17 protein-coding genes, 2 tRNA genes and 1 pseudogene are annotated in these 22,319 nt (G+C 66.6%); 8 read left to right on the top strand and 12 right to left on the bottom strand.

Annotation, left to right across the window (positions count from 1 at the left end; translation table 11 throughout):
• The first annotated feature begins 34 nt into the window (after positions 1-34).
• Together valS and ACVWZ8_RS16505 are read left to right on the top strand one after the other, a co-directional pair.
• On the top strand, positions 35-2,641 hold the full coding sequence (gene valS / locus ACVWZ8_RS16510; protein WP_456505209.1) for a valine--tRNA ligase: 2,607 nt from the start codon (positions 35-37) through the stop codon (positions 2,639-2,641).
• A gap of 524 nt (positions 2,642-3,165) precedes the next feature.
• Positions 3,166-4,368 (top strand): IS30 family transposase, encoded by a 1,203-nt coding sequence (locus ACVWZ8_RS16505; RefSeq protein WP_456505968.1) that lies wholly within the window; start codon positions 3,166-3,168, stop codon positions 4,366-4,368.
• Positions 4,369-4,475: 107 nt separating this feature from the next.
• Here the strand turns inward: ACVWZ8_RS16505 and ACVWZ8_RS16500 are convergent, their stop codons facing one another.
• The 7 genes from ACVWZ8_RS16500 to ACVWZ8_RS16470 form a co-directional block, all read right to left on the bottom strand.
• Positions 4,476-6,341, bottom strand: a complete 1,866-nt coding sequence (locus tag ACVWZ8_RS16500; protein ID WP_456505208.1) for a glycoside hydrolase family 15 protein — start codon at positions 6,339-6,341, stop codon at positions 4,476-4,478.
• Between the two features lie 381 nt (positions 6,342-6,722).
• Positions 6,723-7,328 carry a mycothiol-dependent nitroreductase Rv2466c family protein gene (locus ACVWZ8_RS16495; protein ID WP_426979702.1) on the bottom strand — a complete coding sequence of 202 codons (606 nt, stop codon included), beginning with the start codon at positions 7,326-7,328 and terminating at the stop codon, positions 6,723-6,725.
• Between the two features lie 159 nt (positions 7,329-7,487).
• Complete coding sequence (gene clpX / locus ACVWZ8_RS16490) at positions 7,488-8,768, bottom strand: ATP-dependent Clp protease ATP-binding subunit ClpX (RefSeq protein ID WP_456505207.1); 1,281 nt, start codon at positions 8,766-8,768, stop codon at positions 7,488-7,490.
• Between the two features lie 129 nt (positions 8,769-8,897).
• Positions 8,898-9,563, bottom strand: a complete 666-nt coding sequence (locus ACVWZ8_RS16485) for an ATP-dependent Clp protease proteolytic subunit (protein ID WP_426978301.1) — start codon at positions 9,561-9,563, stop codon at positions 8,898-8,900.
• Positions 9,564-9,601: 38 nt separating this feature from the next.
• Positions 9,602-10,264: an ATP-dependent Clp protease proteolytic subunit gene (locus ACVWZ8_RS16480; RefSeq protein ID WP_426979703.1), complete on the bottom strand. Its 663-nt coding sequence runs from the start codon at positions 10,262-10,264 to the stop codon at positions 9,602-9,604.
• Positions 10,265-10,525: 261 nt separating this feature from the next.
• Positions 10,526-11,950 carry a trigger factor gene (gene tig / locus ACVWZ8_RS16475; RefSeq protein ID WP_426978302.1) on the bottom strand — a complete coding sequence of 475 codons (1,425 nt, stop codon included), beginning with the start codon at positions 11,948-11,950 and terminating at the stop codon, positions 10,526-10,528.
• Positions 11,951-12,018: 68 nt separating this feature from the next.
• A tRNA-Pro gene (locus tag ACVWZ8_RS16470) sits at positions 12,019-12,093 on the bottom strand.
• A gap of 131 nt (positions 12,094-12,224) precedes the next feature.
• Here ACVWZ8_RS16470 and ACVWZ8_RS16465 point away from each other — a divergent pair.
• Positions 12,225-12,298 (top strand) — tRNA-Gly (locus ACVWZ8_RS16465).
• Between the two features lie 95 nt (positions 12,299-12,393).
• Here ACVWZ8_RS16465 and ACVWZ8_RS16460 read toward each other — a convergent pair.
• From ACVWZ8_RS16460 to ACVWZ8_RS16450, 3 genes are all read right to left on the bottom strand, one after another.
• Positions 12,394-13,356 (bottom strand): Fpg/Nei family DNA glycosylase, encoded by a 963-nt coding sequence (locus tag ACVWZ8_RS16460; protein ID WP_456505206.1) that lies wholly within the window; start codon positions 13,354-13,356, stop codon positions 12,394-12,396.
• Positions 13,356-13,847 carry a ribose-5-phosphate isomerase gene (locus ACVWZ8_RS16455; RefSeq protein ID WP_456505205.1) on the bottom strand — a complete coding sequence of 164 codons (492 nt, stop codon included), beginning with the start codon at positions 13,845-13,847 and terminating at the stop codon, positions 13,356-13,358. Before ACVWZ8_RS16455 ends, ACVWZ8_RS16460 begins: the two co-directional genes overlap by 1 nt.
• 145 nt (positions 13,848-13,992) lie before the next feature.
• A complete protein-coding gene (locus ACVWZ8_RS16450) occupies positions 13,993-14,994 on the bottom strand; it encodes a hypothetical protein (protein ID WP_456505204.1) in 1,002 nt (333 codons plus the stop codon).
• A gap of 158 nt (positions 14,995-15,152) precedes the next feature.
• Here ACVWZ8_RS16450 and pepN point away from each other — a divergent pair, with 158 nt between their 5' ends.
• Together pepN and ACVWZ8_RS16440 are read left to right on the top strand one after the other, a co-directional pair.
• Positions 15,153-17,711: an aminopeptidase N gene (gene pepN, locus ACVWZ8_RS16445; protein WP_456505203.1), complete on the top strand. Its 2,559-nt coding sequence runs from the start codon at positions 15,153-15,155 to the stop codon at positions 17,709-17,711.
• Entirely contained in the window at positions 17,708-18,193 is a 486-nt protein-coding gene (locus ACVWZ8_RS16440; protein WP_426978307.1) for an OsmC family protein, read from the top strand. The genes pepN and ACVWZ8_RS16440 overlap by 4 nt, the downstream gene beginning before the upstream one ends.
• 5 nt (positions 18,194-18,198) lie before the next feature.
• Here ACVWZ8_RS16440 and ACVWZ8_RS16435 read toward each other — a convergent pair whose 3' ends face one another.
• Positions 18,199-19,245 (bottom strand): NAD-dependent epimerase/dehydratase family protein, encoded by a 1,047-nt coding sequence (locus ACVWZ8_RS16435; RefSeq protein ID WP_456505202.1) that lies wholly within the window; start codon positions 19,243-19,245, stop codon positions 18,199-18,201.
• Positions 19,246-19,355: 110 nt separating this feature from the next.
• Here ACVWZ8_RS16435 and ACVWZ8_RS16430 point away from each other — a divergent pair, with 110 nt between their 5' ends.
• Both ACVWZ8_RS16430 and ACVWZ8_RS16425 read left to right on the top strand, forming a co-directional pair.
• Complete coding sequence (locus ACVWZ8_RS16430) at positions 19,356-20,021, top strand: mechanosensitive ion channel family protein (RefSeq protein WP_426978309.1); 666 nt, start codon at positions 19,356-19,358, stop codon at positions 20,019-20,021.
• Position 20,022: 1 nt separating this feature from the next.
• Positions 20,023-20,481, top strand: coding sequence for a globin (locus tag ACVWZ8_RS16425; protein ID WP_426978310.1), 459 nt, complete (start codon positions 20,023-20,025; stop codon positions 20,479-20,481).
• 41 nt (positions 20,482-20,522) lie between these two features.
• On the opposite strand, the pseudogene ACVWZ8_RS16420 reads toward ACVWZ8_RS16425, so the two are convergent.
• Positions 20,523-21,183, bottom strand: a pseudogene (locus ACVWZ8_RS16420) (hypothetical protein).
• Between the two features lie 63 nt (positions 21,184-21,246).
• Between ACVWZ8_RS16420 and tesB the strand changes: the two are divergent.
• Positions 21,247-22,227, top strand: coding sequence for an acyl-CoA thioesterase II (gene tesB, locus ACVWZ8_RS16415; protein WP_456505201.1), 981 nt, complete (start codon positions 21,247-21,249; stop codon positions 22,225-22,227).
• Positions 22,228-22,319 lie beyond the last annotated feature (92 nt).

Genomic DNA, 22,319 nt, shown 5'->3' with positions numbered 1-22,319 from the left:
CGTGGGATGAAAGACGCCGTGAAAGAATTGCCCCATGGCTGAAGACACTCAGGGTACAGACACGCCCACCACCGCCCCCATCAACGTTCCGGACAAGCCCGCCCTGGAGGGGCTGGAAGACGCCCTCACCAAGCGCTGGCTTGACGAAGGAACCTACAAGTTCAACCGGGACACCACCCGGGAGCAGGTCTACTCGATCGACACTCCCCCGCCCACCGCGTCGGGATCCCTGCATGTGGGGCACATGTTCTCCTACACCCAGACCGACGTCCTGGCCCGCTACCAGCGCATGACCGGGAAAAACGTCTTCTACCCGATGGGCTGGGACGACAACGGCCTGCCCACCGAGCGCCGGGTGCAGAACTACTACGGCGTGCGCTGCGATCCCACCGTCCGCTACGACGCCGGCTACCGGCCTCCCGCCGAGCCCGCGAAGAACCAGCGCGACTTTGACGTCGTTTCACGCCGGAACTTCATTGAGCTGTGCGAGGAGCTCGCCGTCGAGGATGAGTTGGTCTTCGAGAACCTCTTCCAGAAGCTCGGCCTGTCCGTTGACTGGGATCTGACGTACCGCACCATCGACGACAAGTCGCGGGCCATCTCGCAGCGGGCCTTCTTGGCCAACCTCGCCGCGGGCGATGCCTACATGGCCGAGGCGCCCACCCTGTGGGACGTCACCTTCCGCACCGCGGTGGCCCAGGCCGAGCTGGAGGACCGTGAGGTCGCGGGTGCCTATTACCGCTACCCGTTCTTCACCGCCGAGGGCGAGAAGATCTACATCGAGACCACCCGCCCGGAGCTGCTGGCTGCCTGCGCCGCCCTCGTGGCGAATCCTGACGACGAACGGTACCAGCCGCTGTTCGGCAAGAAGCTCACCTCCCCGCTGTTCGGCGTCGAGGTGGAGGTCATGGCCCACCCGCTCGCGAAGGCGGACAAGGGATCCGGCGCCGCCATGGTCTGCACCTTCGGCGACCTCACCGACGTCACCTGGTGGCGCGAACTCCAGCTTCCGACGCGCGCGATCGTGGGCCGTGACGGCCGCATCATCGGCGAAACCCCGGACTGGATCACCACGGACGAGGGCAGGGCCAGCTTCGCGGCGATCGCCGGCAAAACGGTCTTCAGCGCCAAGGAAGCCGTGGTGGAGCTCCTGGCCTCCGCCGGGCTCCTCGACGGCGAGCCGAAGAAGATCATGCACCCGGTCAACTTCTTCGAGAAGGGCGACAAGCCCCTCGAAGTGGTCACCTCCCGCCAGTGGTACATCCGCAACGGCGGCCGCGACGCTGACCGCCGCGAGCGGCTGATCGGCCGCGGCAACGAAGTGGAATTCCACCCGGCCTTCATGCGTTCCCGGTATGAGAACTGGATCTCCGGACTGAACGGTGACTGGCTGGTCTCCCGCCAGCGCTTCTTCGGCGTGCCCGTGCCCGTCTGGTACCCGCTCGATTCCGACGGCAATCCCGAATACGGCGCACCGATCGTGCCCTCCGACGCGCAGCTCCCGGTGGACCCCGCCGCGGACGCGGCTCCCGGCTTCGAAGAAGGACAGCGCGATGTGCCGGGCGGTTTCACCGGCGACGCTGACGTGCTGGACACCTGGGCCACTTCCTCGCTGACGCCGCAGATTGTGGGCGGCTGGAGCACCGACGAGGCACTCTTCGCTAACGTCTTCCCGTTCGACGTGCGCCCGCAGGCCCATGACATCATCCGGACCTGGCTGTTCTCCACCGCCGTCCGCGCCGACGCCCTGCAGGACACCGCACCGTGGAAGCACGCCGCCATCTCCGGCTGGATCCTGGACCCGGACCGCAAGAAGATGTCCAAGTCCAAGGGCAATGTCATTGTGCCCACTGATGTCCTCGAGGAGTACGGCTCGGACGCCGTGCGCTACTGGGCAGCCTCGGCCAAGCTCGGCGCGGACACCGCCTACGAGATCGCGCAGATGAAAATCGGCCGCCGCCTGGCGATCAAGCTGCTCAACGCGTCCAAGTTTGTGTTGAACCTCGGCGCCACGGAGGACTCTGTGGTTTCCGAAGACCTTTCCGTGCTGATCAATCCCCTGGACCGGGCCGTGCTGGCCCAACTGTCGGACGTTGTCCTGCAGGCCACGAAGGCGTTCGAGAACTATGACTACGCCCGGGCCCTGCAGATCGCGGAGAGCTTCTTCTGGCACTTCACGGACGACTACGTGGAGCTCATCAAGGACCGCGCGTACGGCGCCGCCGGCGAGTCCCAGCAGGCGTCCGTGCTGGCCGCACTGGCGACCAGCCTGGACACGCTGCTGCGCCTGTTCGCCCCGTTCCTGCCGTTCGCCACGGAGGAAGTCTGGGGCTGGTGGCGTGCCGGATCCGTGCACCGTGCGCCGTGGCCCTCAGCCCTCGAGATCGACGGCGACACCACGCTCCTGTCCACCGTGGGGACCGCGCTGAGCGGCATCCGCAAGGCCAAGTCCGAGGCGAAGGTCAAGCAGCGCACCGAGGTGCTGTCCGCGACCATCACGGCCTCGGAATCGCTCACGACGCAGCTGAAGGCCGGCCTCGCCGATTTGAAGGCCGCGGCCAACGCGCGTGAGCTGGCGCTGGTAGCCGGCGACGGCGAACTGACCGTCAGCAACGTCGTCCTGGCACCTGCCGAGGCGTAACGCCCAGGCTCAGTCCGCCGCGTCGGCAAAGCGACACGACAGGAAAAGGGGCCCTCCGCCGGGCTGGCGGGTTCTAGCGGTCGTTGCAACACCCAGAATTTTTGGGAGTTGCAACGACCGTGTCGTCTTTAACGAAGGAAGCTGCCAGCCGGAGGAAATACACGCCGGAGCAGAAGGCTCAGTTCTTTTCGGTGTTGGACCGGTGTGGGAGTGTGAGCGCGGCCGCGGCGGAGCTCGGCTTCAATCAGATGACGTGCTACCAATGGGTCCATAAATCTCGGCTCCCTGAGCGGGTCCCACGGAATCGGGAAGCTGGGCAGAGGAAATACACGCCTGCGCAGAAGGCTGAGTTCTTCGTCGTGTTCGACCGCGTCAAGAGCACGACGCAGGCCGCACGGGAGTTGGGACTGAATCCCGCAACTTGCGCCGGTTGGGTCCGTAAAGCCGGGCTGAAAAGCCATGGCAAAACGGGGACGGGTCCTCACCCAGGCCGGGATGAGTACTTCCGGCTGCGCAAGACCGGCGTGAGTCGGCGCAAAGCTGCCGCAGCGGTCGGGATACATCTCCGGACCGCCGAAGAGTGGGACCAGGGAATCCGTAAGTCCGGCGGCCGACGCATTTACCCGGATGGCCGAATCGTCGACTACAAACGTGGTGTGACCACCATGACCCCTCCCGCCGGCACGACCGGAACGACCCTGGTCCCCGTACCGGTATCAGCGTTGGAGAAATCTATCGATCCGCGGTTCCTGACCGTGCAGGAACGGGAGCTGATCCGGGACCTGCAGGCCGCCGGCTCTTCGATCAGGGCGATCGCCCAGGCGCTTGAACGTTCCCCTTCTACGATCAGTCGTGAGTTTCGCCGAAATGCCGATGCACGGATGGGCTACCTGCCGCACGGGGCGCATCGGAAGGCCGCTGCCCGGCGGGCGCGGCCCAAGACGGCCAAGCTCGCTGCGGAGTCGGAGCTGCGTGACTATGTGAAGGACAAGCTGCTCCTACGCTGGTCTCCGGAGCAGATCAGCCACACGCTGGTCGAAGAGTTCCCCGACAACCCGGAGATGCGTGTGAGCCCAGAGACGATTTATCAAGCCCTCTACGTCCAGGCGAGAGGCGGCCTCAAACGCGAGATACAGGCAGCGCTGCGCACCGGCCGGACCCGCCGCAAACCGCACCGCACCGGCGAGCAACGCACCCCCAGGTTCGTGGACCCGATGGTCATGATTTCCGAGCGCCCGCCCGAGATCGAGGACCGCGCCGTGCCAGGCCATTGGGAAGGGGACCTCATTACCGGCGCCTATAACCAGTCAGCGATTGCGACCTTGGTCGAACGGACCACCCGCTACGTGATGCTCGTCCACCTGCCACATGACCACACCGCCGAAACCGTCCGCGACGGCCTCGTCAAGACCATGGCCACCCTGCCCGCGCACCTGCGAGGATCCCTGACCTGGGACCAGGGCGCGGAAATGGCCACCCACAAATCCTTCACCCTTGCCACCGACATGCCCGTCTATTTCTGCGATCCCGCCAGCCCCTGGCAACGCGGCTCGAACGAGAACACCAACGGGCTGCTGCGCCAGTACTTCCCGAAGGGCACCGACCTGTCCGTCTACGGGCCTGAAGACCTCGAACACGTCGCGCAGGAACTCAACGGACGCCCACGCAAAACGCTCGGCTGGAATACTCCAGCCGAGCGTTTACGTGATTTACTACTAACCACCTAACCAACAGGTGTTGCAACGATCCCTAGAATCCAAGGCTTAGGCCGGCCGGAGGGCCCCTTCTTGCTTCCCGGAGGGGCCCCAGATCCCCAAGCCCGTCTCAAAATGCGTCAGCCGCCGGCAGCGTTCCTCGCCTCGACACCAGCGCCGGGACCTGCGCTACCGGCCCGGGCCTCCGCTTCGCTGATCGCCCAGGCGGCGTTGACGAGGCCGATGTGGCTGAACGCCTGCGGGAAGTTCCCCAGGAGCTCGTTGCTGTCCGGCGCGACTTCCTCCGCCATCAGGCCCAGGTCCGTGGCGAACCCGGCGGCCCGCTCGAAGACTGCCCGGGCGCGCTGTGTGCGTCCGGCCAAGGCCAGGGCATGGGCCAGCCAGAAGGTGCACAGGAGGAAAGTGCCCTCCTCCCCCGGAAGACCGTCGTCGGCGAGGTAGCGGTACACGAGGCCGCGCGAGTCCGTGAGACGCTCCTCGATGGCCTCGATTGTGGCGAGGATACCGGGATCGTCCGCCGGGAGGAAGCCCACGATCGCGAGCATCAGCGCCGAAGCGTCGAGGTCCTCGGAGCCGTACGCCTGGGTATAGGCATTCGCCGCTTCGCTCCAGCCGTAGGTCCGGATGGACGCGGCAATCTGGTCCCGCGCCTCCTCCCAGTGCCGGACCCGCTCGGGCGCCTGCAGGAGCTCGGAAAGGGTGATGGCCCGGTCGACGGCGACCCAGCACATGAGCTTGGAGTAGAGGAAGTGGCGCGGCTCCCCGCGAACCTCCCAGATGCCGTGGTCGGCGGAGCGCCAACGGGAGGCCGCGGCGTCCGCTGCGTCGGCGAGGAACCTTCTCGTTGCCGGTGCCAGCTCCGCGAGATACTCCGGCAGCGTGGCGGCGGCGTCGAGCAGTTCGCCGTAGACGTCGAGCTGCCGCTGGTTCCAGGCACCGTTGCCGACCCGGACCGGGGAGCTGGCACGCCAGCCCGGCAGGTGGGCAAGTTCGCGTTCGGGCAGCTCGCGTTCCCCGCCGATGCCGAACATGATCTGCAGTTCCTCGCCCGCGGCCAGCTGGCTTGCGGCTGCAGTCGCAAGGAACTGGAAGAAATTTCCCGCTTCGTCCGGGCAGGCCGCCACCCAGAGTGCCTGCAGGGTCATGCTCGCATCCCGGATCCAGCTGTACCGGTAGTCCCAGTTGCGCGTGCCGCCGGCCACTTCCGGCAGGGACGTCGTCGGGGCGGCCACGATGGCCCCGGATGGGTAGTACGTGAGGGCCTGCAGAATCCGTCCGCTGCCGGCGACGAGCTCCTGCCACGGGCCGTTGTAGGTCTGGTGCAGCTCCGACCAGCTGGTCCAGCCCTGCACGGTGTCCTCAAGCCGGCGCGCGATGTCCGCCTGGCCCCAGAAGACCGGTTCCCCGCTCCCGCTGGCCTGGAAGTGGAGAGCGAAGCCAAGGACGTCTCCGGCCTGGAGGGTCAGCCGGGCGTGCGCCGTGTCCGCGCCGAGCTGGAAGGCTGCCGCAGTCGAGAATGACAGCACCACTTCCCCCGCTCGGACCACGATACCGCCGTCCACCGCGCTCAGCACCGGCCGGCCCAGCCCGTATTCCGGGCGGGGGCTGAAGACCATGTCGACCTCGACCGGCCCCTCGGTACAGGACAGCTGGCGGAGCAAGGTGCCGGGGGAATCCGCGCCGAGGTCATGGCCCCTCCTGCCGTCACCGAGGACCAGGGCGTCCGTGACGGTCACACAACCTGCAGGGGCCGTGTGGGTGGTTTCCAGAACCATCGTGGGTCCGAGGTAGCGCCGGGTTGAGGAGTATTCTCCGGCGGGACGGATCGACCAGAACCCCGCGTCCTGGCCCAAAAGGCGTCCGAACACGGAGGGGCTGTCAAAGCGCGGAAAGCACAGCCAGTCCACGGAGCCGGCGGCACTGACCAGTGCGGCGGAGGCGCAGTCTGAGAGCAGTGCATAGTCCGCAATCGGCTTACTGCTCATTGGCACACCCTGACCGCGCTGTTTCGGACCCGTCTTCTGCAGGTCTTTCCGTACAGGTCTTTCCGGACTGGCCTTCCGGGCAAGTCTTGCCCGGCGTGTCTCTTAGGGCAAAGGGGAAGCCCCATCAGCGTTTTGCCGTCGGTGGGGCTTCGACTTTCGATTATCACGTGACGTCTTAGATAATCTGGCAAGATCCTTGGATTTTCAGGTCTTCCTACCTCGTCACTGGTAGCCATCATCTAACTTTGCCGAAGGCTGCGTCGGATGAGTGTCACTGAATCTTTGGTTCCTGCGTCCCACTTCTCGCGAAGTGGGTAAGTCCTATTGTTCTCCCCCGGGTTCCCCTGCACAAGGGCCCCGGGAGAACTACATCAGAGTAGTTCAGTTGAAGACCGGGCTTTCGGTCCGGCTGCGCTTGATTTCGAAGAAGTACGGGAAGGAAGCCAGCGTCACGGTGGCGTCCCACAGCCGTCCGGCATCCTCGCCGCGCGGGATGCGGGTCAGGACAGGGCCGAAGAAGGCGGTGCCGTTGAAGGCGACGACGGGCGTGCCCACGTCCTGGCCGACCAGGGAGATGCCCACCTCGTGGCTGGTGCGGAGCTGCGCATCGAATTCATCGCTCTGGCCGGCGGCAGCCAGTTCCGCCGGCAGGCCCACCTCCGCAAGGGACTTGGAGATGACTTCGGCGATGTCGCCGTTGCCCTCGTTGTGGATCTTGGTGCCCATGGCGTCGTAGAGCGGCTTGACGTACTCGGCGCCGTGCTTTTCTGCGGCAGCAACGATGACCCGCACCGGCGCCCACGCCTTGGCCATGAACTCCTTATACTGCTCCGGGAGCTCGTCGCGGCCCTCGTTGAGCACGGCGAGGCTCATGACGTGCCAGTCGGTGCTGATATCGCGGACGTCTTCCACTTCACCGATCCAGCGGGAGGTGACCCAGGCGAAGGGGCACATCGGGTCGAACCAGAAATCGGCTTTGGTGGTCATGGTTTCAGACACAGGTGTTCTCCTTAGGGAAGTCAGGGGAAGTTGCACCGCGGCACATCAACCTTCAACGGCACCTCAATTGCACAGGCGCATCAACACATGACAGCGGCCCGTGGCGCTAAATTATTCCGAATCAGGCAGTGTGTTCAGGCAGGTATGTCAGGCGGACTTGCGGCGCTTGACGTCGTGGCCGATCATCGTGGGCGCGGTCTTCTTGGAGACGACCTCTTCAGTGATCACGACGCTCGCGACGTCGTCGCGGCTGGGCAGATCGAACATCACGGGCAGCAGGACTTCCTCCATGATGGCACGGAGCCCGCGTGCTCCGGTGCCGCGCTCGAGTGCCTGCTCGGCAATCGTGTTGAGCGCCTCGTCCTCAAAGACCAGCTCGACGCCGTCGAGCTGAAACATCTTCTGGTACTGCTTCACGAGGGCGTTCTTCGGCGTGGACAGGATCTGGATCAGCGCCGCACGGTCCAGGTTGGAGACTGTGGTGATCACCGGAAGGCGGCCGATGAATTCCGGAATGAGCCCAAACTTCAGCAGATCCTCCGGCATGACCTCGCCGTAGGAGTCCGCGTTGTTCTTGGCCTCGTGGAGCGGGGCGCCGAAGCCGATGCCCTTCCGTCCGGAGCGTGAACCGATGATCTCCTCGAGCCCGGCAAAGGCGCCGGCCACGATGAAGAGCACATTGGTGGTGTCGATCTGGATGAATTCCTGGTGCGGGTGCTTGCGTCCGCCCTGCGGCGGGACCGAGGCGACAGTGCCTTCGAGGATCTTCAGCAGCGCCTGCTGTACGCCCTCGCCCGAAACGTCCCGGGTGATGGAGGGGTTCTCGCTCTTGCGCGAGATCTTGTCGATCTCGTCGATGTAGATGATGCCCTGCTCGGCCTTCTTGACGTCGTAGTCGGCAGCCTGGATGAGTTTCAGGAGGATGTTCTCCACGTCCTCGCCCACGTAGCCGGCTTCGGTCAGGGCCGTCGCATCGGCGACGGCGAAGGGGACGTTGAGGCGCCGGGCCAGGGTCTGGGCCAGGTACGTCTTGCCGCAGCCGGTGGGGCCGATCAGGAGGATGTTGGACTTGGCGATCTCGACGTCGTCGTGGTGACCGCCCTCGGCGAGGCTTCCGCTTTTGGGGGCGTGCCCGGCCTGGATGCGCTTGTAGTGGTTGTAGACCGCCACGGCGAGCGAACGCTTGGCGGGCTCCTGGCCGATCACGTACTCCTGCAGGAAGTCAAAGATTTCGCGGGGCTTGGGCAGTTCGAAACTGCCCAGATCGGCGACTTCCGCGAGTTCTTCTTCAATGATCTCGTTGCAGAGTTCAATGCACTCATCGCAGATGTAGACGCCGGGCCCGGCAATGAGCTTCCGGACCTGCTTCTGGCTCTTCCCGCAGAAAGAACACTTCAGCAGATCGGTGCTCTCGCCAATCCGAGCCATATGTGAACCCCTTTAGTATCGTGCTGGTGCCTGTGACAGGTTCCACTCTAGGTCACTTTCGGCCTGTTGGGTGGATACCCGACGCCGGTGCGGCCATTTGTGGTGAGCCGCACCGGCGTCGTGGATTGCCTATTGCCTGGCGGTGATCGCCTGGGGCTTCATCTTGCGTGAATCGAGGACCTGGTCAATCAGGCCGTACTGCATGGCCTCGGCTGCGGTGAGGATCTTGTCCCGCTCGATGTCGTTATTGACCTGCTCGGGGGTCCGGCCGGAGTGCTTGGCCAGGGTGTCTTCGAGCCAGGACCGCATCCGCATGACCTCGGCGGCCTGGATCTCCAGGTCGGAGGCCTGTCCGCCCTGTCCGCCGGACAATGAGGGCTGGTGGATCAGCACACGGGCATTGGGCAGGGCCAGGCGCTTGCCCGGCGTGCCGGCCGCAAGGAGCACGGCGGCGGCGCTGGCGGCCTGGCCGAGGCACACGGTCTGGATCTCCGGCCGGATGTACGTCATGGTGTCGTAGATCGCTGTCATGGCGGTGAAGGAACCACCCGGGGAGTTGATGTAGAGCGTGATGTCGCGGTCCGGGTCCGTGGACTCGAGCACCAGCAGCTGCGCCATGACGTCGTCAGCCGAGGCGTCGTCGACCTGGACGCCCAGGAAAATGATGCGGTCCTCGAACAGCTTGGTGTACGGGTCCTGGCGCTTGAAGCCGTAGGGGGTGCGCTCTTCGAACTGCGGCAGCACGTAACGGCTGCTCGGCAGGTTACCGGCAGTCGATCCGAAATTGTAGTTCATGTTCATTGCTCCTGAATTCATTTCTGTCTACGTGCCGGTCAGTTCTCGGTGGCTGCGTCAATGCCCGTGGCAGTGTCAATGCCAGTGCCGGCGCCGGCGCTATTGCCGTTGGCGTTGGTTCCGCCGCCGCCGGCCACGGAGCCCGCGTGCGCGGCGATCTTGTCGAAGAAGCCGTAATCGAGGGCGTCCTTCGCGGTGAACCACTTGTCGCGGTCGTTGTCCTTGAGGATGGTCTCAACCGTCTGGCCGGTCTGGTCTGCGGTCAGTTCGGCCATGACCTTCTTCATGTGCAGGATCAGCTCGGCCTGAATCTTGATGTCCGAGGCCGTGCCGCCGATGCCGCCGGAGGGCTGGTGCATCAGGATGCGGGCATTGGGGGTGGCGTAGCGCTTGCCCTTGGTGCCGGAGGAGAGCAGGAACTGACCCATGGAGGCTGCGAGGCCGGTGGCTACGGTGACGACGTCATTCGGGATGAATTGCATGGTGTCGTAGATGGCCATGCCGGCGGTGACGGAGCCGCCGGGTGAGTTGATGTAAAGGTAGATGTCCTTTTCGGGATTCTCCGCCGAGAGCAGCAGCAGCTGCGAGCAGATCGCGTTGGCGTTCTCGTCGCGGACCTCGGAGCCGAGCCAGATGATGCGCTCTTTCAGCAGGCGGTTGTAAATGTAGTTATCCTGGGCTGCCGGATCGACGGTCGCCATCCGGGGTGCCCCTGCTTGCTGTGACATATGTACTTACCTCTCGCTGGCGACGGTGACGCCACTGGACGACGTCACTGAACTTTCCTACAGCGACACTAACCGTTTTCGCGCCTGCTTTGTTCGCAGGCGCAGGGCTGTTCGCTGACGGCGCACGATTGCCGGGGGCGGGTCCGCGGAGTCCCGCAGGCGTGAAGCGCAGGGCTTAAATGCGGCAGCCCCCGGATCGCTGATCCAGGGGCTGCCAGTACTGCCTGGCTGCTGTTAGAACTTCACAGCTGCCGGGTCGTCGTTCTTCGCGGTCTCGGTGGCCGCTGCTTCCTCGGAAGCCTCGTTCGCGACCTCGGCTTCGGCCTCTGCGTCAGTCCCGGCAGCTGCCTCAACAGGGACCTCCTCGCCGCCGGGGCGGACGAAGTCGCTGAGGTCAACCTTGTTGCCCTCGGAGTCGGTGACCTCGGCCTGGCCCAGGACCACGGCCAATGCCTTGCGGCGGCGGACCTCGGAAACCATCATGGGGACCTGGCCGCTCTGATCGATGATCTGGGCGAACTGGTTCGGGTCCATGCCGTACTGGCTGGCGGTGGTGACGATGTAGTCGATCAGCTCGTTCTGGCTGACATTGACTTCTTCCTTTTCGGCGATGGCGTCAAGGATGATCTCGTTCTGGAAGGCACGCTCGGTGTTGGCCTTGACCTCGGCGCGGTGCTCCTCGGTGTCGTGCTCGCCTTCACCGTGGGCGTTCTCGGCGTTGAAGTGCTGCTCGAGCTGCTCGTCGACGACGGAGGCCGGAACGGGGACCTCGACGAGCTCAACGAGCTTGTCCAGGACCTTGTCGCGGGCCTCTACGCCCTGCTCGACAACCTTCGATTCGGAGGCCTGCTTGGCGAGGTCTTCGCGGAGCTCGGCGAGCGTGTCGAACTCGGACGCCAGCTGGGCGAAGTCATCGTCAGCTTCGGGCAGCTCGCGCTCCTTGACGGACTTGACGACCACCTTCACCTGTGCGGACTCACCGGCGTGGTCGCCGCCGACGAGGGTGGTGTCGAAGATGGCGTCATCGTCGGCGCTCAGGCCGGTGACGGCCTCATCGAGGCCTTCCAGCATGGTGCCGGCGCCGACCTGGTAGGACAGGCCCGAGGCGGAGTCAACCTCGGCTCCGTCGATGGTGGCGGTGATGTCGATGGTGAGGAAGTCCTTGTCGGCCGCCGGGCGGTCGACGGACTTCAGCGTGCCGAAGCGGCCGCGGAGCTCGTCCAGGGCCGTGTCGACGTCGGAGTCGGTGGACTCGGCGGCGGCAACCTCAACCTTGATGCCGGCGTAGTCAGGCAGTTCGATCTCGGGGCGGATGTCGACCTCGGCGTGGAACTTGAGTTCACCGTCGGTGGCGGTGGGGTCCGGGACCTCGGTGATTTCAACCTCGGGACGGCTCAGCGGGCGGATGCCGGTTTCCTGCACGGCGGCCTGGTACCAGCCGTTGAGGCCTTCGTTGATGGCAGTCTCCAGCACATAGCCGCGGCCGACGCGCTGGTCGATGAGCTTGGAGGGGACCTTGCCCTTGCGGAAACCCGGGACCTGGATCTGGGAAGCAACAGTCTTGTATGCCTCTGCGATGCTGGGCTTCAATTCCTCAAAGGGGACCTCAACATTGAGCTTGACCCGCGTGGGGGTGAGGTTCTCGACAGCGCTCTTCACAGTCTAAGTACTCCTGGTTTTAGGGGGTGGGGATCTGCCTTTGCCACGTTCTGGCGGTTCCTGCAGAGTCGGGGTGACAGGATTTGAACCTGCGACTTCCTGCTCCCAAAGCAGGTGCTCTAGCCAAGCTGAGCTACACCCCGTAATGCACAGAACAGTCTACGGTCATACTGTGCTGATTTGCACATTTGACACCGGGGCCCTGAATTAGGTTTAGTTGTATCCGGCTTCAACAGCCGCCCGGAAAGTTGCAGGATGGCTCAGGCAAGTTCCCGGGGACGTAGCTTAGTGGTAAAGCCTCAGTCTTCCAAACTGATGATGCGGGTTCGATTCCCGTCGTCCCCTCCAATGCAGGACGCAAATCCACCGCAGGATCCTCAAGAGCCCCTCTCCGGAGGGGCTCTTTTGTGCCTGCTGGCCTGGCCTTCTGGCCCGGCTGCTGGTCAGGCCTGCTGGCAGCCGGGGCACCAGTAGAGTTTCCGGGCGCCGAGTTCCGTGATTGCCACCGGGGTCCCGCAGTCGCGGCAGTCGAGGCCCTGCCGCCGGTAGACGAAGTGTGATACCTCCGGGGCCGGCAGTCCGCCGGCCGGTTCTGTGGCGCCGCTCCCGCTCCAGCCGGTCCCGCCCCAATAGCGCGGCGGTGTGGTGATGATCCGGCCGTCGCGGACGCCGTCGGACATCATGGCGACGGTGTCATCCCAGAGCAGCTCCGCGGCCTCCGCGGGCAGCGCCTTTCCGGTCAGCCAGGGGTCAAGGCGCTGGCGGAAGAGCAGTTCGGCACGGTAGACGTTGCCGACGCCGGCAATCACCTTCTGGTCCATCAGCAGCGCCGCCAGGGGCGTGCGCCTGGCAAGAATCCCGGCGACGAAGGCGTCCCGGTCGCCGGACCGGTTGCGCAGCGGGTCCGGGCCCAGCCGCGCCATCACGGCCTCGGCCTCCGCCTCGATGATCGTCTCGCAGGTGGTCGCTCCCCGGAGGTCGGCCCAGCCATGGGTGCCGGCGAGCCGCACGCGCACGGCACCGACAGGGTCTGGGGGACCGTCGTAGCTGTCAGGCCCGGAGCCGGCGGGTGCGTCCGCACCGGCAGCGTCCCCACCGACGGCGGAGTAGACTTCCCGCTCCCCCACCTTCCGGGGTGCGCCGATGCTGGAGGCGCCGCGGAAGGTGGCGTCCCCGCCGAAGTCCCAGGCGCCGTAGAGGCCCAGATGGACGTGGAGCAGCAGACCGTGCTCGAACGCCAGGAAGAGGTGCTTCCCGTGCGCGACTGAACCGGTCAGGACGTGGCCGTCCAGCAGCGCCGCGCCCTGCACGAACCTTCCCTGCGGGCTCGAGACGGCGAGCCGCTCCCCCGTGAAGACGTCCCCGAACTGGCGCGCCAGCCGGTGGACGGAGTGCCCTTCCGGCACTACTCGAGGACCTCGCCCGTGCGCTCGTACGTGGCGATCTTGCCGATCCGGCGGACGTGGCGCTGGTCGTTACTGAAGGGCTCCGCCAGGAAAGCCTCGATGATGGCCGTGGCCTCCTCGACGCTGTGCTGGCGGCCGCCGACGGCGACGACGTTGGCGTCGTTGTGTTCCCGGGCCAGTTTGGCGGTGGATAGGTTCCAGGCCAGCGCGGCCCGGATGCCCTTGACCTTGTTGGCGGCGATCTGCTCCCCGTTGCCGGATCCGCCGAGGACGATCCCGAGGGCGTTGTTCCCGGCTTCCTGGTCGGCCACGACGGCGAGCGCGGCGTTGATGCAGAAGGAGGGGTAGTCATCCTGGGCGTCGTAGGCCTCGGGGCCGTGGTCGATCACGTCGTATCCCTTGGCACTGAGGTGGCTCACCAGGTGGGCGCTGAGTTCCATTCCGGCGTGGTCCGTGGCGATGTGCACGCGCGGGAGATCAGTTGGGGTCACGGCGTATCCGTTCAGTTGGGGGCAGGTCGGTGAGGGAAAACGAGCTGCCGGAGCGGGTCTTGGGGCTGCTTCCTAGCCTACTAGGGCGCCGGAGGCCGGCAGGCCCGGCGGCCCGCAGGCCGGGAGACCGGTCTTCACAAACCGGTCATAGCTCGGCGGTTTCGCCACCGCGGCGCGCCCGTGCCGCCACCCTGGACAGGGCTTGCGCGACGTTATCCGCCGTCGCGGCGCTGCCGCCGCTGACCGTCAGTTTCCGTCCGTCGGAGCGGACGACGACGACGGCGGGGCCGCTGCTGACCAGCAGTGCCGTGGTGGTGCCTTGGCTCCGGTAGCCCAGGCCGCCATAGTCGGCGGCCCTGACCTCTTTCGGCGTTGCTGCGTCGATGGCGGCGGCGGGAACGTCCATGACCCGCACGAATCCCGCGGCGAAGACCCGGAGGCCGCTGCGGTCCACCCGGATGCGGGCGAACAGGAATGCGGCGGCGAACAGGGCCAGCGCCACGAGAACCGCGGCCAGCCAAGGCACTGCGATGGTCAGGAGGGCGGCGGGCAGCAGGGTGGCAATCCCGAGCATCACGAAGACCGAACTGCGGGCGTGGACCCACAGGCTCAGGGAGTCCCGGGCCAGTTCAGGGTCAACTTCACGCTGCAGGGCCTCCCGCATGGCACGGTCATCATCCGTGGACCAGCGTTCGTCCGCCTTGAAGACGAAGCCCATCACAAAGCCCAGGCCCAGGGCCGCACCGCTGCCCATGGCCAGCACGGCGACGTCCACCCGGGACTCCCTCGCGTCCGCCAGGCCAAGCTGGCCGACGAGCACGGCGGCGAGGACTGTGGTGACGAAGAGGCTCATCGACAGGCCAGCTCCCATCATGATCCGGCGCATCACCGCCGGACGGGAGAGCGGCACCGCCTGCACCAGCACGGCCCAGCCGATCAGCACGATCATCGCCGCACCGACCCCCACGACAGCTACGAAGGGGGCAAAGTCCGCGGCGCCGCCCTGGTCCCAGCGGACGGCCAGCGGATCGGGCAAATCGGAGCGGATCAGGAAGGCGCAGACCACAAACGCGGCTGCGAGCATCAAGGGAAAGCCCACTGCGAAGCGCAGTGCCCTGGCGTCGACGGAATCCCGGAGCTTTCCCATATCCCCAACGCTACCGCTCCCCGAGGCTACCGCTCCCCAACGCTACCGCGGGGGCTGCAGGCAGACATGTGATTCACGCAACTTGCCAAGCGGCGCTGACGTGAAAGAATAATTTCACGTTAACGCTGATACTTTCTGGAGGCCCCACTTTGCCCGGTATGAACCTGACGCGCGCCGAAGCACGCGAGCGCGCCGAACTGATCGCCGTCGAATCCTACGAGGTCAGCCTTGACCTGACGCGCGGCGAGAAGTTCTTCGGCTCCACCACCGCCGTGAAGTTCTCGGCCACGCCAGGGTCCTCGACCTTCATCGACGCCGTGACGCACGCCGTGCACAGCGTGACCCTCAACGGGCGCGAGCTTGATCCGGCGGAGGTCTCGGACGGCATCCGGATCCAACTGCCCGAGCTGGCCGCCGAGAACAATCTGCTGGTCGTGGCGGACGCCCCGTACATGAACACCGGCGAGGGCCTGCACCGCTTCGTGGACCCGGTGGACAACGAGGTCTACCTCTACACCCAGTTCGAGGTCCCCGATTCCAGGCGGATGTTCGCCGTCTTCGAGCAGCCCGACCTCAAGGCAAGCTTCACCTTCACCGTTACAGCGCCCTCGCACTGGGACCTCATCTCCAACTCCCCCACCCCGGTGCCGGTCGAGACCATTCCCGGCGTGGACGGCGGCGCGCGGTCCGTCTGGGAATTCACCCCGACGCCGCCGCTCTCCTCCTACGTCACGGCCCTGATCGCCGGGCCGTACCAGTCGGTCCGCAGCGAGGTCACCTCCGCCAACGGCAAGGTCACCCCGCTGGGCATCTTCGCCCGCAAGTCCCTCATGAAGTACCTGGATGCGGACAACATTTTCGAGCTCACCCGCCAGGGCTTCGAGTTCTTCGAGGCGCAGTTCGGCTGCCCGTACCCGTTCGAGAAGTACGACCAGCTTTTCGTGCCGGAGTTCAACGCCGGGGCCATGGAGAACGCCGGAGCCGTCACCATCCTGGAGGGGTACGTGTTCCGCAGCAAGGTCACCGATGCGCAGGTGGAGCGACGCGCCATCACGGTGCTGCACGAGCTCGCGCACATGTGGTTCGGGGACCTCGTGACGATGCGCTGGTGGAACGACCTCTGGCTGAACGAATCCTTTGCCGAGTACATGTCCCACCTGGCCGCCGTGGAGAACACAACGTTCGACCACGCATGGACCACGTTCGCCTCGGTGGAGAAGTCCTGGGCCTACCGGCAGGACCAGCTGCCCACAACGCACCCGATCTTTGCCGAGATCAACGACCTGCAGGACGTCGAGGTGAACTTCGACGGCATCACCTACGCCAAGGGCGCGTCGGTGCTGCGCCAGCTCGTTGCCTGGGTGGGCCCGGAAGAATTCATGGCCGGCGTCCGCGAATACTTCAGCAAGCACGCCTGGCAGAACACCGAGCTGAGCGACCTGATGGCCGAACTCGAGAAGGCCAGCGGCCGGGATCTGGACCAGTGGGGCCGGCTCTGGCTGGAGACCGCCGGTGTCAACACCCTCGAGCCAGAACTGGCCGTGGGCGAGGACGGGAGGATCTCCTCCTTCACCATCGTGCAGTCCGCCACGGAAGACCAGCCCACCATCCGCCCGCACCGCCTCGCCGTCGGCTTCTACAACCTCACCGCCGCGGGGAAGCTGGAGCGCGTCCACCGCGAGGAGCTCGACGTCGACGGCGAGCGCACTCTAGTCCCGGCGCTGGCCGGACTCTCGCAGCCGGACCTGATCCTGCTCAACGACGACGATCTCGCCTACGCCAAGGTCCGGCTGGACCCGAAGTCGCTCGCGACGGCCACGGCGCACCTCAAGGACTTCAGCCAGAGCCTCCCCCGCACCCTCGTGTGGGGCTCGGCCTGGGATGCGGCCCGGGACGGCGAAACCCCGGCCCGCGGCTACGTGGAACTGATCCTGGCCAACATTGCCGAGGAATCCGATTCCTCCGTGATCCTGGTCCAGCTCCGCCAGCTCGCCACCACACTGAACTTCTATGTGGCCGAGGCGCACAAGGAAGCCACCGCGGCCGCCGCGGCCGACCGGCTCTGGGAGCTCGCCTCCAGTGTCCCGGCCGGCTCCGACGCGCAGCTGCAGTTCGTGAAGTCTTACGCCCTGCTGGCCCGCAGCGCCGGGCAGCTGGACACCGTGTCCGGCCTGCTGGAGGGCACCCTGACCCTGGGTGGCCTCACCGTGGACCAGGACCTCCGCTGGGAACTGATCGCATCCCTCGTCACCGGGGGCCGTGCCGGCCGGGACCGGATCGACGCGGAACTGGAACACGACAACACCGCCACCGGACAGAACGCGGCCGCCCTTGCCAAGGCTGCCATCCCCACCGCCGAGGCCAAGGCCGCGGCCTGGGAGTCGATTGTGGTCAAGGGCGAGCTGTCCAACGCCCTCCAGGGCTCGGCCGTCACCGGCTTCACCCGGGTGCTGGACACCGCCCTGCTGGCGCCCTATGCCGAGAAGTACTTCGAGGCCGTCCCGGGCATCGTCAGGGGCCGCACGCACGCGCTGGCGCAGCAGATCGTCGTCGGGCTCTACCCGGCGCAGCTGACCACGCAGGCCACCGTGGACCGCACGGATGAGTTCCTGGCCTCGCTGCCGGAAGACAGCACGGCGCTGCGGCGGATGATGCTGGAGAACCGCGACGGCGTGGCCCGCGCCCTGCGGGCCCGCCAGGCGGACGTCGACGCATGAGCCTCGACGAGCACCGTTATGCGTTAACGGTCCGCTGGACCGGCAACCTGGGCAAGGGGACAGCGTCGTACCGGGGCTATTCCAGGGACCACGACGTCGAGATCCCGGGTCTCCCGGTCCTGCCGGGCTCCGCGGATCCGACGTTCCACGGCGACCGGAACCGCTATAACCCGGAGCAGCTGCTCCTGGCGGCGCTCTCCCAGTGCCACATGTTGTCCTTCCTGCATGTGGCGGTGAAGCACGGCGTGGTGGTCACCGCGTACGAGGACCGGGCCGAGGGGCTGATGCGGACCAGCCGGGACGGAAGCGGCCAGTTCGAGTCGGTCACGCTCAAGCCCCGGGTGACGACTGCCGCCCCGGTCTCCGATGAGCTGCTGGGGCAGCTGCACACCGAAGCCAACAAGGTCTGCTTCATCGCCAGGAGCGTGAACTTCCCGGTGCTCCATGAGCCCACCGCCGCGGTTCAGAACCCGGAGGGCTGAGCCCTTCAGCCGAACTCTGCCCGGTACTCGGTCAGGAGCCGGCGCTCGGCCTCCGGGCTGAGCCCGGCCCTGCGCTCCCGGCCGAGCCCGCGGCTGCGTTCATCCGCCAGGGTGTCCCGCAGGGTGTCCATCCACGGGCGGATTTGAAGCCCGGCCGCGCGGGCGGCGTCATTGCCGCGGGCCATAAAGCCGTCCTGTCCGGGCGGCAGCCAGAGGGGCAGCGAGTCCGGTCCGGCCCAGTAGTTGGCGCCGTGCTCGGCCAGCCACTCGCCCGGGACGGCCACTACCTCCGCTTCACCGTCGGTGAGCTGCCGGGCTTCTTCGAGGTACGCGGCAAACGGCACTATCTCGCCCACGGCGTTGAGCGCTCCGGTGACGCCGGTCTCCGCTGCAGCCAGGACCCAGCCTGCAAGGTCGCGGACGTCGATGATCTGGGTGGCGTCGGTGGGGATGTCCGGGACCAGGACGGGCTCCGCGTCCCGGGCGAAGCGGGCCGGCCAGTAGCCGTAGCGGTCCGAGCCGTCACCGGGTCCGCCGATCAGCCCGGCGCGGCAGATGTGGGCCTTGTCCCCGGCCAGTTCCTGGGTCCATTGTTCGATTGCGGACTTGGCTTCGCCGTAGGTGTCCATGGTCAGCACGGCGCCGGCAGCCAGCGGGGGCAATACCGCGGCGTCCTCCGCCGCGCCGGCCACCGAGTGGTCGGCATACACGGAGCAGCTGGAGATGAAGGTCCAGTGCCGGGCGGAGCCAGCCAGCACCTCAAGCGCCTCGCGCGCCTGCCCGGGATCCCGGGAGACCTCGACGACGGCGTCCCACCCCGCTGTATCCCTCCCAGCTGTGTCCCTCCCAGCGGTGTCCCTCCCAGCGGCGGCCGCTGCCCCCGCATAGGCGGTCTTCCCCTGGGCGCGGTCTGCCCGCAGCCAGGCCGCGCCGTCCGGCGGCGCGGAAACAGTCCCGCGCGCCAGGCAGGTGACGTCGTGCCCGGCCACAAGGGCCTGCCGGGCTATTTCAGCAGAGAGGAAGGCCGTACCGCCAAGGACCAGAATGCGCATGCGGCTACGCTACGGCGCTAATGTTGAAAGTGAACAGAGCGTTATGCGCCCGGCGAACGCCGAACGGCAGCAGAGCGCCCCAGCGCAGCAGCAAGGAGCACCCCCAGACGATGTACGGCCTGTCCACGACCACCCCCATCACCCCTCCGGATATCTCGGCCATCAACCTGCCCGGAGTCCTCATCAGCATCGGGCTCGGCGTCGCCATCTGGCTGGGGGCGTCCTTTGTCATCGTGGGCATCACCAAACGCGTCGCCGCCGGAACCACTTTCTTCAAGAAACCGCACTTCCGCTGGGTGGCACCGGCACTGCGTGCCCTGGACCACGAACGCCGGGTCCAGCGGGCCAACACCATCGGCTCGCTGCTCAACAGTGTGGTCGGCGTCCTGGTCGCGGTCATCACCATCATGTACGTACTCAAGAACCTGAATGTGGACATCGCGCCGCTGCTCACCAGCGTCGGAATCCTTGGTATCGCCATCGGCTTCGGCGCCCAGCAGCTGATCCGCGACTTCCTGGCCGGCATCTTCATCACCCTTGAGGACCAGTACGGGATCGGCGACGTCATCGAGACCAGCGAAGTCGTCGGCGAGGTGGAGGCCATGGGCCTCCGGATCACCCGCGTCCGCGCGGAGGACGGCGCCATCTGGTACCTGCGCAACGGCGAGATCCTGCGTGTGGGCAACCGTTCCCAGGGCACCTATGTCCCTCCCGCCGAGGAACAGGCGGACGCTCCCGACGCCGGGGCGGCACCCCAGCAGAAAGCCGGAGAATGAAATGACGATCCCCATCGCCGGCGAACCCCGGCAGCCCAAGCAGCTGATGCAGAACGACCCGTTCAGCCAGCCCGGGTACACCGACAACTTCTATGACGCCGTCGGCGGGCACGAGACCTTCGTGAAGCTGATCGACGTGTTCTACGACGGCGTCGCGACGGATCCGCTGTTACGGGAAATGTACCCGGAAGAGGATCTCGGCCCCGCCAAGCGGCGGTTCCTGATGTTCCTCGAGCAATACTGGGGCGGGCCGACGACATACGGCGAGGAACGCGGGCACCCGCGGCTGCGGATGCGGCACCAGCCCTTCCGGGTGACGCCTGAGGCCAAGGAGCGCTGGCTGCATCATATGCGGACCGCGGTGGACGCGTTGGAACTCCCGCCGCTGTACGAGGGGACGCTCTGGGACTACATGGAGCGGGCTGCCCTTTCCATGGTGAACAGCCCGTCCGGCCCCTGACCAGGGCCCGCTGCCCGGCGGCGGGTTAACGCGATTCCGGGTCAGAGCCCGGAGCCGGTCCGGGCCAGGACGTGCCCGCGGCTGCCGCTGAGCCGGAACCAGCGTCCGGCACGGTACAGCTGCTGTTCGCCGTCGGCCAGGAAACCCAGGGTGAGCGCCGCGAACGCAGCACCTGCCGGGAGTCCGGCCCCGCCGGGGAGTTCCCTGCCCCAGACCGCGGCGCGGGCGTTGTTGACGATCAGTGCGCCGGGCTTGTCCGGCATGATGGCGGCGACCTCGGTGATGCCGGCCTCGGCCGACTGCCGCAGGGCCGAATCCTGCAGGGTGCCCACCAGCTCCCAGCCGCCCCGGGGTGCGCCCACGCCCGCCCAGGACTCGGTGACGGTCACCGGCGGCAGCGGCAGCTCGACGTCGTTCTCCCCCGCCCGCGCCAGCCGGTCCAGCACCGCCGACAGCGGCACCGTCATGTCGGTCTCGGCAGGCTGCGCCAGCGCCATGGTCCGCAGGCCAAGGATGGTGGGGGTGGATTCCCCCAGCAGCCGCGGCCGCAGCACACACACGTAGGCGGCCCAGCACCGGGCCGGAAGCCTGGAGCCGGATGGCGCCGTCGTCGATCGACTTGGCACGGGCGGCGAAGGTGCGCAGGTCGGCAAGGTCTCGGGGATCGGTGAACTGCAGGGGCTGGGTTAGGACGTCAGACACAATATGGACTCTACCGGCTGTGCCTCTTTTGAGCGGTGCCGGGGTGACGTCTAGAGTCAGACCATGACTGACGCCGACGCCGGATTGCAGGGGCTGCCCACCCAGGACCCCACCTCCTCGCTCATCCAGCTCCTGGACCTTGGTGAGCTGGAGGGTGCCCGGACCGACGAGGACATCTTCATGGGACCCTCGCAGCAGCAGCCACGGCAGCGCGTCTTCGGCGGGCAGGTGCTGGCGCAGTCCCTGGTGGCAGGGAGCCGCACCGTTGAGCCGGGACGCGGCGTGCACTCCATGCACGGCTACTTCCTGCGCCCGGGCGATGCCAACAAACCGATCACCTTCGGTGTCCAGCGGTTGCGGGACGGGCGGTCCTTTTCGGCGCGGCGGGTCCACGCCTACCAGGAGGGCATGCCCATCCTGTCGATGATCGCGTCGTTCCAGACCGAGGACGAGGGCATCGAGCACCAGTCCGAAATGCCGTCGGGGATTCCGGACCCGGAGTCGCTGCCCAGCACGGCCGACCTGCTCGGCAAGTATGACCACCCGGTGGCCCGGCACTGGGCCTATGAGCGCCCCTTCGACATCCGCCACGTCGATCCGGCCCTCTACGTCTCGGCCAAGGGGGACAAGGAGCCGCGCAACGCCGTCTGGATGAAGACGTTCGGCCCGATGCCTGATGACCCGGAACTGCACCGCTCGGCCCTGGCCTACGCGAGCGACTACACCATCCTGGAGTCCGTCCTCCGCCAGCACGGCATGAGCTGGATTACGCCGGGGATGTCCGTGGCCAGCCTGGATCACGCCATGTGGTGGCACCGCCCCGTCCGCGTTGACGAGTGGCTGCTGTACGTCCAGGAGTCCCCCAGCGCCCAGGGTGCCCGCGGACTGGCGACGGGCAAAATCTTCAGCCGCGACGGCCGGCACGTGGCCACGGTGGCGCAGGAGGGCATGATCAGGGTCCCGACCGACCTGAAGAACAAGGTCAAGGGCGCCGTGCAGTCCAAGGTGCTGCAGCACCAGATGCGGAAGGCCGAGCGCGGCTAAGGCGCACTGCTCCCCTGGGACCCTGGGACCCTGGGACCCAGGGATACACGAAAGGCCGGCTCCCCCGGGGAGCCGGCCTTTCTGCGTACTGC

Source organism: Arthrobacter sp. UYCu723, from assembly GCF_054059215.1.
The sequence above is the reverse complement of the archived record's forward strand: the minus strand, read 5'-3'. Positions and strand labels throughout refer to the sequence as shown.